Below are 12,989 nucleotides of genomic sequence, written 5' to 3' on the forward strand. Positions count from 1 at the left end.
TAATGGCTATCGAAATCAAGGTACCGGATATCGGTGCAGATGAAGTTGAAGTCACCGAAGTGCTGGTTAAAGTGGGTGACAAAGTGGAAGCCGAGCAGTCGCTGATTACTGTAGAAGGCGACAAGGCTTCGATGGAAGTCCCCTCTCCGCAGGCGGGTGTGGTTAAAGAGATTAAAGTGGCGGTAGGCGACAAAGTCGAGACCGGCAAACTGATCATGGTCTTCGAAGCAGAAGGTGCGGCGGCTGCCGCACCGGCTCCGGCCGCTGCTGCGCCAGCACCTGTCGCGGCGCCAGCCGCTGCCGGCGCTGTGAAAGAAGTTGAAGTACCGGATATCGGCGGCGACGAAGTTGAAGTGACCGAAGTACTGGTGAAAGTCGGCGACACCGTGGCGGCAGAGCAGTCGCTGATTACGGTGGAAGGCGATAAGGCGTCGATGGAAGTGCCGGCGCCGTTCGCGGGTACGGTAAAAGAAATTCGCGTCAAGACCGGCGACAAGGTGAAAACCGGTTCGCTTATCATGGTGTTTGAGGTTGCGGGTGTAGCGCCTGCTGCTGCTCCGGCCCCTGCCGCCGCGCCGGCGGTGAGCGGTGGTGCTAAAGACGTCAATGTGCCGGATATCGGCGGCGATGAAGTCGAAGTGACCGAAGTGCTGGTGAAAGTCGGTGATAAAGTGGCGGCAGAACAGTCGATTATCACCGTGGAAGGCGACAAAGCGTCAATGGAAGTGCCGGCACCGTTCGCGGGTACTGTGAAAGAAATCAAGGTTAGCACCGGCAGCAAGGTAAAAACCGGGTCGCTTATCATGGTGTTCGAAGTGGAAGGCGCGGCACCGGCTGCGGCTCCTGCGCCAGTGGCAGCCGCTCCGGCTGCCAGCGCACCGGCGGCTGCATCAGCTCCGGCTGTGGCGAAAACCGACGGCAAGAGCGAGTTCGCCGAGAACGATGCTTACATTCATGCTACCCCGGTGATTCGTCGCCTGGCACGCGAATTCGGCGTCAATCTGGCGAAAGTGAAAGGTACTGGCCGTAAAGGTCGTATCCTGCGCGAAGACGTACAGGCGTATGTGAAAGAAGCCGTGAAACGCGCCGAATCTGCTCCGGCGGCGGGTGCAACCGGCGGTTCTCTGCCGGGTCTGTTGCCGTGGCCGAAAGTCGATTTCAGCAAGTTTGGTGAAATTGAAGAAGTGGAATTGGGTCGCATCCAGAAAATTTCCGGTGCCAACCTGAGCCGTAACTGGGTGATGATCCCACATGTTACGCACTTCGATAAAACCGATATCACCGACCTGGAAGCGTTCCGTAAACAGCAAAACGTGGAAGCTGAGAAGCGTAAGCTGGATGTGAAGATCACGCCGGTCGTGTTCATCATGAAAGCCGTTGCCGCTGCGCTTGAGCAGATGCCTCGCTTCAACAGTTCACTGTCTGAAGACGGCCAGCGTCTGACGCTGAAGAAATACATCAACATCGGTGTGGCGGTCGATACGCCGAATGGCCTGGTGGTTCCGGTGTTCAAAGATGTGAACAAGAAAGGTATCATCGAGCTGTCTCGTGAACTGATGACTATCTCCAAGAAAGCCCGTGACGGTAAGTTGACCGCCGGCGAAATGCAGGGCGGATGCTTCACCATCTCCAGCATCGGCGGCCTCGGTACGACGCATTTCGCACCGATCGTCAATGCGCCGGAAGTGGCTATCCTGGGTGTGTCCAAGTCTGCCATGGAACCGGTCTGGAATGGTAAAGAGTTTGTTCCGCGTCTGATGATGCCGATCTCTCTGTCCTTCGACCACCGTGTCATTGACGGTGCCGATGGTGCACGCTTCATTACCATCATCAACAACACCTTGTCCGATATTCGCCGTCTGGTGATGTAATCGAAAAGCCGGCCTGACGGCCGGCTTTTTTCTGATAAGCTGTCATGTGTTACAGCTATCAGTGATTAAGGACAAATCGTTAGTCGCTTGTCGTTTCAAAGTTATTAACAATTTTGTAAACTACTGCGGCGAAGACACGTCCCGGTGGAAGAGGGCGTTAAGACTCAACAATAATGACGTCACAGACCCGCCGGAAATTAATTAAGAGGTCATGATGAGTACTGAAATTAAAGCTCAGGTGGTGGTACTTGGCGCGGGCCCTGCTGGTTACTCCGCGGCGTTCCGTTGTGCAGATTTGGGTCTGGACACCGTGCTGGTCGAGCGCTATTCCACGCTGGGCGGCGTATGTCTGAATGTAGGCTGTATTCCCTCCAAAGCACTGCTGCATGTGGCGAAAGTTATCGAAGAAGCGAAAGCACTGGCTGAGCACGGCATCGTGTTTGGCGAGCCGCAAACCGATATCGATAAAATTCGCACCTGGAAAGAAAAAGTCATTAATCAACTGACCGGTGGTCTGTCTGGTATGGCGAAAGGCCGTAAAGTCAAGGTCGTCAACGGCTTCGGTAAATTCACTGGCCCGAACACCCTGGTAGTGGAAGGTGAAGGCGGCAGCACCACGGTGAATTTCGACAACGCGATTATCGCAGCCGGTTCCCGCCCGATTCAGTTGCCGTTTATTCCGCATGAAGACCCGCGCGTGTGGGATTCGACCGACGCGCTGGAGCTGAAAACCGTTCCCGGCCGTCTGCTGGTGATGGGTGGCGGTATCATCGGCCTGGAAATGGGTACGGTGTATCACGCGTTGGGTTCGCAGATCGACGTAGTGGAAATGTTCGATCAGGTGATCCCGGCTGCCGACAAGGACATCGTTAAAGTCTTCACCAAACGCATCAGCAAGAAATTCAACCTGATGCTGGAAACCAAAGTGACCGCGGTAGAAGCCAAAGAAGACGGCATCTACGTGTCGATGGAAGGTAAGAAAGCGCCGGCGGAAGCGCAGCGTTATGATGCGGTGCTGGTGGCTATCGGTCGTGTACCGAACGGCAAACTGCTGGATGCCGGTCAGGCTGGCGTGGAAGTTGACGACCGTGGTTTCATCCGCGTCGACAAACAGATGCGCACCAATGTGCCGCACATCTATGCTATCGGCGATATCGTCGGCCAGCCGATGCTGGCGCACAAAGGCGTGCATGAAGGCCACGTCGCGGCTGAAGTTATCTCCGGTAAGAAACATTACTTCGATCCGAAGGTGATCCCGTCCATCGCGTATACCGAGCCGGAAGTGGCTTGGGTCGGCCTGACCGAGAAAGAAGCGAAGGAAAAAGGCATCAGCTATGAGACTGCCGTATTCCCGTGGGCCGCTTCCGGTCGTGCGATCGCGTCCGACTGCGCCGACGGTATGACCAAGCTGATTTTCGACAAAGAAACGCACCGTGTGATCGGTGGGGCGATTGTCGGCACCAACGGCGGCGAACTGCTGGGTGAAATCGGTCTGGCGATTGAGATGGGTTGCGATGCGGAAGATATTGCGTTGACTATCCACGCTCACCCGACCTTGCATGAATCCGTAGGTCTGGCCGCTGAAGTGTTTGAAGGCAGCATCACCGACCTGCCGAACCCGAAAGCCAAGAAGAAATAATCCGTTGCCCCGTCGCCAGCGCGGCGGGGCGCGATACGTCTTGTCATTTCAATGTCTATCCGGCACTTGTTGCCGGATTTTTTTACCTGCCTCCCAGAATTCCGATCTCGTCATGCCCGTGTTATCTGCTTCACTTACAATCCAAATCACCGAAAAGAAACGGTGTTTTATTTTAGGGGGAGAAGAATGAAAAGATGCGGATTACGTCGTACCCTCTGTGTTCTGATGTGCTGTCTGGCGAGTGCCCCGCTTATGGCAAATGATCATTCCTATACAACGACGTCGGTGACGGATGACGCGTTGCCCACGTTCTACCCGCAACTGAAGCAGCAACTGACGTACCCTGATGCGTGGTCGTCCGGGCGTTATGACCACTTCGACCAATGGCGACGACATGCCCGCCAGGTGGTGCGTTCATTGCTGCTGACGCCCGATTCTCACCGTGCTTTTGAACCGCAGGTTGTCGACAGGCTGGACCGTGAGAGTTATGTGGCCGAAAAGGTTGCATTCAACCTTACCGATGAAAGCCGGGTGCCGGGTCTACTGTTGACGCCAAAAACGCCGGGGCCGCATCCGGCGGTATTGTTGCTGCATGATCACGGTTCGAAATTCGATATCGGCAAAGAGAAAATGATCCGCCCATGGGGCGACGATACGCGAGTCGCTTCCGCCAACGCGTGGGCTGACCGTTACTTCACCGGCCGGTTTGTCGGCGATGAGCTGGCGAAGCGGGGATATGTGGTGCTGGCGGTAGATGCGCTGGGATGGGGCGACCGGGGGCCGCTTAAGTACGAACAACAGCAGGCACTGGCCAGTAATTTTTTCAATCTGGGGCGCTCACTGGCTGGCAACATGGCCTACGAGGATATGCGATCGCTGGATTTTCTGGCGTCGTTGCACTCGGTTGACCCGCAACGCGTGGGTGTCGTCGGGTTTTCCATGGGAGCTTACCGTGCCTGGCAACTGGCGGCGTTGTCGGATAAGGCGGCCGCCACGGCGGCCATTTCCTGGATCGGCACCTATGAGGGGTTGATGGTGCCCGGCAACAATGTACTGCGCGGTCAATCCGCCTTCTATATGTTGCATCCCGGGCTACCTGCACATCTTGATTTCCCTGATGTCGCCAGTATCGCTGCACCCCGGCCGATGCTGTTCTTCAACGGCGGCAAAGATAACTTGTTCCCGCAGCAGGCGGTGCAGGCGGCCTATGATCGAATGCATCAGGTGTGGCGGTCGCAACATGCCGATGAACGGCTGGAAACCCGTATCTGGCCGGAGTTGGGGCATGTGTTTTATCAGCAACAACAAGAGGCGGTGTTCCAGTGGTTGGATCGCTGGCTGGTAGCGTCGCCGGCGCAGCGGTGAGTACCGGGCGCCGACCAAACGGGCGCCCAGATGAAGAATAGCGCTGGAGTAGCGCCGCCGGTTATGACAGCAACTGAACCAGCGCGGCCAAAGAACCGGGCGTGCGTAACGGGCTGTGGCTAAGCACCTTATCTGCCGCCAGCCACGGCAGCAGGCTCAGCGTCTGACGCAGCTTGGCCGCGACATCAGTTTTTACCGCGGCGGTTTGTTGCCAGCTGACTCTGGCGTTAAAACATGACCCATCTTTCATCAGCATACTGACGTCATGGAAGCGGGCGTCGGGGTTCTGCTCATCCGGCGGTGCGTTGGGGTCCACCCGGCGCGATACCTTGTCTGCCAGTGCGGCGATGCGAAGATCAACCGGCCCCTCGGTAAAGCGTTCCAACCGTAATTCCCCTTCCAGCAACGCGGCGGCAATCACGTATTCGAGGCTAAAACGCCCTTCAACGCCGGTGGCGGCTTGTCGGATAAACGGCGCTGCGTCGCCGCCGGCGGGAAACATCACGGTAATACCATCAACGGCGTCAGGCAGGTCGCCTGGCTGTCGTCCAGAACGTGTTAGCCACTGTTCCCGCAGAAGAAACGCCGCCTCCGCCGCGCTGTGGGTACCGCCACAGGTCGGGTAACGTTTAAAGGTCAGCCCGGGAGACGCCATACGCCACGGTGCGCCCCAGCCGGTGACTAATGCGTCATCGTGGTGCCGTCCATCGCCGTGGGCGGCGAGAAACGCCTCCAGCACGGTATCGGGGTTGCCGTGGAATCCCGCCAGCGCCAGTTGCGCGGCACTTAACCCGGCACGTGCCGCCAGCCCGGCATGCAGCGGCTTCATGGCGGAGCCGAACTGCGCGCGCAGCCCGGCCGCCTGCGACGCCGCCAGTCCGAGCGCATTCGCGGTTTGAGCGGTTGTCGCATTCATCAGACGGCAACTGGCCGCCGCCGCTGCAATAGCGCCTAACGTCGCGGTATTGTGATAACCCAGGCTGTAATGACGCGGCCCGGCCGCCAGCCCCAGCCGTCCGGCGGTTTCGACGCCGATAATATAAGCGGTGAGAAACTGTTCTTCCGCGATCGCCGGTTGCTCGCCGGCCAGCGCCAGCAACGCCGGCAGGATCACCGTGCCGGGGTGGCCGCGAAACCCGGAGTGAAAATCGTCAAAATCCAGCGCGTGCCCGGCATACCCGAGCAGCAGGCTGCGAGTCTGGCTGTCGTGGCCGGAATAAACCGCTTTCAACGGCGCAAGCCCGCTGTCTGCCACCGCGCCGTACCAGACCGGCAGCGCGCAGGCGAGAAAATCCGTCACGCCATCGCGAGCGAGTTCAAGGGTTGCGGCATCAGGTTGAGAAGTGGCAATCAGCTGTGCCAACGAGTGGGTAATAGGGCTATCGGCGGACATGATGGTTTCTGTACTGTGGCTAAAATGTGAAGAAAGACAATGCCGTGAATGGCGCGTAAAGCATAGTCATTTTTTCTGCTTTGCACCGATCGACTGACGACGCAGTATACCCTGACGGTTGAGCCGGTAGCCGGTGTTGCCCGCGTATTTTCTTTTATTATCCTTATCATTTCTGTGGGGTAGTCGGTGGTTGATTTTACCGCCAACTGCTATGCTGGCCTCAAGGCAGAAGGTTCGGACTCGCGGCTAAACGCAACATACCACCTTAGGCGGCAAGTGGAAATGTTGCCTTAATGTAAACGAATTAACAAACGGTTCAAACTCTGATATGGTGGACGGGCTGGACCGGGCACTCTGACCTTACCTATCCATACGCTGATAATCAGCCTAAAGCTGGAACTGAGCGCCGGGCATAATTAGACAATGAGAGCGAGGAGAACGTCGTGCTAGAAGATTATCGCAAGCACGTAGCCGAGCGGGCTGCACAAGGGATCGTACCCAAACCGCTAGAGGCTTCGCAGATGGCGGCACTGGTGGAATTGTTGAAAAACCCCCCCGCCGGAGAAGAAGAATTTTTAGTCGATTTGTTAGTTAATCGTGTTCCGCCGGGTGTTGATGAGGCGGCCTACGTCAAAGCCGGTTTCCTGGCTGCCATCACCAAAGGCGAGACGGTTTCTCCCCTCGTCACCCCTGAGAAAGCCACTGAATTATTGGGCACCATGCAAGGCGGCTACAACATTCAGCCGTTGATCGAAGCGCTGGATAATCCTGCCCTCGCTCCGGTTGCCGCCAAAGCGTTATCCCACACCCTGCTGATGTTTGATAATTTCTACGACGTGGAAGAAAAAGCCAAAGCCGGCAATGCCCACGCGCAGCAGGTTGTCAAATCCTGGGCTGATGCCGAGTGGTTCCTCTCCCGCCCGCAGTTGGCGGAAAAAATTACCGTCACGGTATTCAAGGTGACCGGTGAAACCAATACCGATGATCTCTCCCCGGCGCAGGATGCCTGGTCGCGTCCGGATATTCCGCTACACGCGCTGGCCATGCTGAAAAACGCCCGCGAAGGCATCGAGCCGGATCAGGCTGGTGTGGTCGGCCCGATCAAGCAGATCGACGCGCTGAGCAAAAAAGGCTTCCCGTTAGCCTACGTCGGCGACGTCGTCGGTACCGGGTCTTCCCGTAAATCCGCGACTAACTCCGTGTTGTGGTTCATGGGTGACGATATCCCGAACGTGCCGAACAAGCGCGGCGGCGGTGTGGTGCTGGGCGGCAAGATTGCGCCGATTTTCTTCAACACCATGGAAGATGCCGGTGCGCTGCCGATCGAAGTCGACGTTGCCCAACTGAATATGGGCGATGTGATTGATATTTATCCGTATAAGGGTGAAGTCCGTCACCACGACAGCAACGAACTGCTGGCCAATTTTGAACTGAAAACCGATGTCCTGCTGGACGAGGTTCGCGCAGGCGGCCGTATTCCGCTGATTATCGGTCGCGGTTTGACGTCTAAGGCGCGCGAGTCGCTGGGTTTACCGCACAGCGATGTGTTCCGCCAGGCGAAAGACGTCGTGCCGAGCAGCCGCGGTTTCTCGCTGGCGCAGAAGATGGTCGGCCGTGCCTGCGGCACCGACGGTATTCGTCCGGGCGCTTACTGCGAGCCGAAGATGACTTCGGTCGGTTCTCAGGATACCACCGGCCCGATGACCCGCGACGAACTGAAAGATCTGGCTTGTCTGGGATTCTCCGCCGATCTGGTGATGCAGTCTTTCTGTCACACCGCCGCTTATCCTAAGCCGGTTGACGTGAGTACCCATCACACCCTGCCGGATTTCATCATGAACCGCGGCGGCGTGTCGCTGCGTCCGGGCGACGGCGTGATCCACTCCTGGTTGAACCGTATGTTGTTGCCGGATACCGTCGGCACTGGCGGCGACTCCCATACCCGTTTCCCGATCGGCATTTCCTTCCCGGCGGGTTCCGGTCTGGTGGCGTTTGCCGCAGCAACCGGCGTGATGCCGCTGGATATGCCGGAATCGGTACTGGTGCGCTTTAAAGGCCAGATGCAGCCGGGGATCACCCTGCGCGATCTGGTACATGCGATCCCGTATTACGCTATCCAGCAAGGTTTGCTGACCGTGGAGAAGAAAGGTAAGAAAAACATCTTCTCCGGTCGTATCCTGGAAATCGAAGGCTTGCCGGATCTGAAGGTTGAGCAAGCGTTCGAACTGACCGACGCCTCGGCGGAGCGTTCTGCGGCGGGCTGTACCATCAAGCTCAACAAAGAACCGATAATCGAATACCTGAATTCCAACATCATTCTGCTCAAGTGGATGATTGCTGAAGGCTACGGCGACCGCCGTACGCTGGAGCGTCGTATTGAGGGCATGGAGAAATGGCTGGCGGATCCGCAGTTGCTGGAAGCCGATGCCGATGCGGAATATGCCGCGGTTATCGACATCGATCTGAACGAGATCAAAGAGCCGATTCTGTGTGCGCCGAACGATCCGGATGATGCGCGTCTGCTCTCCACGGTGCAGGGCGATAAAATCGATGAAGTATTCATCGGTTCCTGCATGACCAACATCGGTCACTTCCGTGCCGCCGGTAAATTGCTGGATCAGTATAAAGGACAGTTGCCGACCCGTCTGTGGGTAGCGCCGCCGACCCGTATGGATGCCGCACAACTGACCGAAGAAGGCTACTACAGCGTATTCGGTAAGAGCGGCGCTCGTATCGAAATCCCCGGTTGTTCGCTGTGCATGGGTAACCAGGCGCGCGTGGCAGACGGTGCGACCGTCGTGTCGACCTCCACCCGTAACTTCCCGAACCGCTTGGGTGCGGGTGCCAATGTCTATTTGGCCTCTGCTGAACTGGCTGCGGTTGCCTCGCTGCTGGGGCGTTTACCTACGCCGGATGAGTACCAGCAGTATATGGCGCAGGTGGACAAGACGGCGGATGACACTTACCGTTATCTGAACTTCGACCAGTTGCAGCAGTACACCAACAAAGCGGACAAGGTGATCTTCCAGACCGCCGTGTAAACCGCTATAGTTCGTCGCGATAAAAGGAAGGGAGGCCGAAAGGTCTCCCTTTTTTTACTGTTGTGGCACGCGATAGTGAATCAGGCAGAGGGGAACGATCATGGACTATGAGTTTGTGCGTGGTGTAACCGGGCAGGTGGTGGTCCGGATGTCGATGGGCCATGAAGCAGTCGGGCATTGGCTAAATGAAGAGGTTAAGGGCCAACAGGCCGTGCTGGACGAAGTGGAAGCGGCGGTGCGTGAGCTCTCCGGCAGTGAGCGTCAGTGGGAGCGCGCCGGTCATGAATACACCTTATTGTTGGATAGCGAAGAAGTGATGGTTCGTGCCAACCAACTGGCGTTTGAAACCGATGAGTTGGAAGAAGGCATGAGTTATTACGATGAAGAAAGCCTGTCGTTATGCGGTCTGGAGGACTTTCTGGAATTGCTGGAGAAATACCGGGCATTTGTGGATAAAGGGTGATTATTGAGGGAATACCGTCTGACGCGATCTACCGCAGAATAGGGGCGGTGAGGCATAAGCCGATGTACGGTATGAAGCCATCGCCGTGATTATTCCTCTGCGGATATAACGTCGTGAGACCCATGGATGGGTTGAGTCATACCGAGAAATTACCTGGAAAATTGAAAAGTAGCGCATATCTCCTGCCATCATTCGAATTATTCTGGTTATATGACAATTGTCTCCAATTGTATTAATAGTGTGAGTCGATGTTCTGAGCTATCGATTATGGTGTGCATTTGGCTTAGTATGAGCTAAAAATGTTATCATATTATTAAAACACACAGTAAGCGGTTAAGTTGGCACCGGAGGAAATATGAAAAATACCATGACGGTAAAAAAACAAATTGTCATCGGATTTATTATTCCGATATTAGTGAGTGTATTGTTAGGGGTTTTAGGGCTGCTCACCATTCGTTATATTAGTAATACATTAACTGAAATTAATGATGAGAATAGCGTTAAGCAATTCTATGCGGTGAATTTGCGTGGCAGCGTTCATGATCGGTCAATCGCTGTGCGGGATTTATTGATTGCCGATAAGCAGGAGCTTCCGGGAATAGTTAATCATATCAATGAGCTGTCGGCATTTTATCAACAGTCTGATGTCAAGCTTGATGCCATGCTGGGCCAACTGCCGACCGATAATCAGGAAAAATCGTTATACCAGAACATACAGCGTTCAAATGATAAAACCAGTGCGATTATTGCGCGGTTGATTGCGTTGAAAAATGAAGGCAATGTGGATGCAGCCCGTAATGTCTTGCTGAATGACGGGCGTGGCGCATTTGTGCAATGGCTGGCCGATGTGAATGCCTTTATTAATTATGAAGCCGCACAAAACAATCGGCTGACACATACTGCAAGAGAAACCGCAAGATATTTTACCGTGGCAATGCCGATTATTTTAATCGTCGCTATATTATTGGGTGCGCTGGCGATGCTGACGACGCGACGCCGGATTTTCCAGTCATTGGGCGCGGAGCCCGCAGTATTACTGTCGATGACCCGTGCCATCGCATCCGGTAATTTAGCCGAGAAAACCGTTATTCATGATCAACAGCAGCACAGTGTCATGGCCGCGATTGAAACCATGCGCCAGTCATTAATCGCGATTGTCGCTAATGTGTTGGAGCACGCCGATGGCGTAACGGTGGCCAGCGAGAATATCAGCAAAAGCAGCGTGGCGTTGTCGCAACGTACCGACATGCAAGTCTCGGCCTTGCAGCAGACTTCAGCCGCAATGGGGCAAGTATCGGAGTCGGTGAAGGACAATGCCGCCAGCGCCAGACAGGCCAGCCAGTTATCCGAAAATGCGGCCGGTGAAACGCATCAGGGTTACCAACTGGTGAGTAAAATCGTGAATACCATGGAAAACATCAAGCAGCATTCCGACAGCATTTCGTCGATCACCAAAGTGATTGAAGATATTGCATTCCAAACCAATATCCTGGCGATCAATGCGGCGGTAGAGGCGGCGCGGGCCGGGGAAGTGGGGCGCGGTTTCTCGGTGGTTGCAGCGGAAATCCGCATGTTGTCGCAGAAAACCACCGCATCGGCGCACCAGATAAAAAGCCTGATTGATGCGTCGTCAGGGAAAATTGGCGAAGGCTATAGTGAAATCAGCCAGGCGTCCGAGGTGATGCAGAAAATTAATCAGGCGGTGGATCTGTCGAGCGAATTCATCAGGAAGATTGCCGATACCTCGGCGGAGCAGTCCATCGCCACGCAGGAAATCGCCCAGTCACTGGCTGAGATGGAACGCACAACGCAACAAAACGCTGCGATGGTCGAGCAAACTGCGACGGATACCACCTATCTGGAAACCCATTCACATGAGCTGAAGCAATCCGTCAGCCGGTTTACCATTGCCGGTTCGATGGCGGCAGATACCATGCCGCGGCTGGCGTTGGGCCATGCCGGCCGCTAAGCGTGCGGCCAGCATGACTGCGTTATAGCGACGCACCGCCGCAGATAACCAGTTGTTGCCCGGTAATGGCCGACGCCGAAGGCGACAGCAGATAGGCCACCAGATCCGCCACTTCCTGCGGCTGGATAAACCGGCCAATCGGCGGCAGTTTCGGCGGCGAGCTTTGCCGCCCCGGCTGTTTCAGCATCGGTGTTTCGGTGGCGCCCGGCGCCACGATATTCACGGTGATGCCGCGCGGCGCCAGCTCTGCCGCCCAGCTTCGCACCATGCCGATCATCGCCGATTTGGTGGCGACGTACTGACTACGCCCGGCGGCGCCGCTGGATGTGCGGCTGCCCAGCAGGATGATGCGCCCGCCCTGCGGCAGTTTGCTCACCAGCCGGTCGGCCAGCATTTCCGCTACCTGAATATGCAGCTTCCACAACTGCTCGCTGTCGGCGTAGGACAGCGAACCCAGCGTGGCGGCTTTCATCACCCCGGCGGCATGAATCACCGCATCGACGGCGGGCAGGCTGTCCAGTAAGGTGATAAGCGCCGGCGTATCGGTGATATCCAGCGGACAATGCGTGAAGTTCGGGTGCTGATGCGGGCCGGGCTGGCGCGACAGTCCGATAACCCTCCACCCCGCCGCCAACAGGGTAGCGGTAATGGCGGCACCGATCCCGGAACTGCTGCCGGTGATCACCGCCTGTTTCTGTGCTGACATACGGCTTACCCCTGCGTGTTCAGTAATTCAACCGGTACTTTGAACACCGCTTTTTTCACTGGAGCCGGCTGGTCATTGATGGCGCACAGCGCCTGATGCGGTTCGCCCGGATAGAAGGTGACGAAATCACCGGCGGCCAGCCGAATGGCGTGCGGCACCTGCGGTTGCTCCAGAATGAACAGGTCCGGTTTGCGCTCGGTGGCAGGGCGCAAGCCGGCGTCGTTCAGGTCGTAGCCGATGATCTCTGCGCCTTCGAGAATCAACTGAATATCGAGAAAACGGCGATGGAATTCGGTATGGCGTTCGGCTTTCGGGGCGGTGGATACGGTGCCGATGGAATAGAACCAGTCGACGTTGTCCGGCTGGTATTTGCCTTCCGGCAGTGCGTTTAACTGCGCGAGCGTGAAGCCGGAAAGAATGCGAAACAGCGGTTCAGGCAACGTTGCCAGCGGCAGATGATTTAGATTACCGGCGATCATAAGCGGTTCCTTAGCAAGTAGTGAGCAAGTAGTGAGCAAGTAGAAGGGAGGCGGCGAGAGTCT

At 56.2% G+C, this 12,989-nt stretch carries 9 protein-coding genes; 6 read left to right on the forward strand and 3 right to left on the reverse strand.

What is annotated here, in order from left to right; translation table 11 throughout:
* The first annotated feature begins 2 nt into the window (after nucleotides 1-2).
* From aceF to DCH402_RS03155, 3 genes are all read left to right on the forward strand, one after another.
* Nucleotides 3-1,871, forward strand: a complete 1,869-nt coding sequence (gene aceF, locus DCH402_RS03145) for a pyruvate dehydrogenase complex dihydrolipoyllysine-residue acetyltransferase (RefSeq protein ID WP_039999638.1) — start codon at nucleotides 3-5, stop codon at nucleotides 1,869-1,871.
* A 214-nt stretch (nucleotides 1,872-2,085) separates the two neighbouring features.
* Nucleotides 2,086-3,510, forward strand: coding sequence for a dihydrolipoyl dehydrogenase (lpdA, locus tag DCH402_RS03150; protein WP_040003331.1), 1,425 nt, complete (start codon nucleotides 2,086-2,088; stop codon nucleotides 3,508-3,510).
* 186 nt (nucleotides 3,511-3,696) lie between these two features.
* On the forward strand, nucleotides 3,697-4,875 hold the full coding sequence (locus DCH402_RS03155) for a dienelactone hydrolase family protein (RefSeq protein WP_039999639.1): 1,179 nt from the start codon (nucleotides 3,697-3,699) through the stop codon (nucleotides 4,873-4,875).
* A gap of 61 nt (nucleotides 4,876-4,936) precedes the next feature.
* On the opposite strand, the gene DCH402_RS03160 is transcribed toward DCH402_RS03155, so the two are convergent.
* Nucleotides 4,937-6,268: an MmgE/PrpD family protein gene (locus DCH402_RS03160; RefSeq protein ID WP_039999640.1), complete on the reverse strand. Its 1,332-nt coding sequence runs from the start codon at nucleotides 6,266-6,268 to the stop codon at nucleotides 4,937-4,939.
* Nucleotides 6,269-6,711: 443 nt separating this feature from the next.
* On the opposite strand from DCH402_RS03160, the gene acnB reads away from it, so the two are divergent.
* The 3 genes from acnB to DCH402_RS03175 all read left to right on the forward strand — a co-directional run bounded on the left by acnB (nucleotide 6,712) and on the right by DCH402_RS03175 (nucleotide 11,741).
* Nucleotides 6,712-9,309, forward strand: coding sequence for a bifunctional aconitate hydratase 2/2-methylisocitrate dehydratase (gene acnB, locus DCH402_RS03165; RefSeq protein WP_071604660.1), 2,598 nt, complete (start codon nucleotides 6,712-6,714; stop codon nucleotides 9,307-9,309).
* Nucleotides 9,310-9,409: 100 nt separating this feature from the next.
* Nucleotides 9,410-9,772 carry a protein YacL gene (gene yacL, locus DCH402_RS03170; RefSeq protein WP_039999642.1) on the forward strand — a complete coding sequence of 121 codons (363 nt, stop codon included), beginning with the start codon at nucleotides 9,410-9,412 and terminating at the stop codon, nucleotides 9,770-9,772.
* Nucleotides 9,773-10,127: 355 nt separating this feature from the next.
* On the forward strand, nucleotides 10,128-11,741 hold the full coding sequence (locus DCH402_RS03175) for a methyl-accepting chemotaxis protein (protein ID WP_039999643.1): 1,614 nt from the start codon (nucleotides 10,128-10,130) through the stop codon (nucleotides 11,739-11,741).
* A gap of 22 nt (nucleotides 11,742-11,763) precedes the next feature.
* On the opposite strand, the gene DCH402_RS03180 is transcribed toward DCH402_RS03175, so the two are convergent.
* On the reverse strand, nucleotides 11,764-12,447 hold the full coding sequence (locus tag DCH402_RS03180; protein ID WP_039999644.1) for an SDR family NAD(P)-dependent oxidoreductase: 684 nt from the start codon (nucleotides 12,445-12,447) through the stop codon (nucleotides 11,764-11,766).
* 5 nt (nucleotides 12,448-12,452) lie between these two features.
* A complete protein-coding gene (locus tag DCH402_RS03185; protein ID WP_039999645.1) occupies nucleotides 12,453-12,926 on the reverse strand; it encodes a YhcH/YjgK/YiaL family protein in 474 nt (157 codons plus the stop codon).
* Nucleotides 12,927-12,989: the final 63 nt, after the last annotated feature.

It is taken from the genome of Dickeya chrysanthemi NCPPB 402 (assembly GCF_000406105.1).
Classification (GTDB): Bacteria; Pseudomonadota; Gammaproteobacteria; order Enterobacterales; family Enterobacteriaceae; genus Dickeya; species Dickeya chrysanthemi.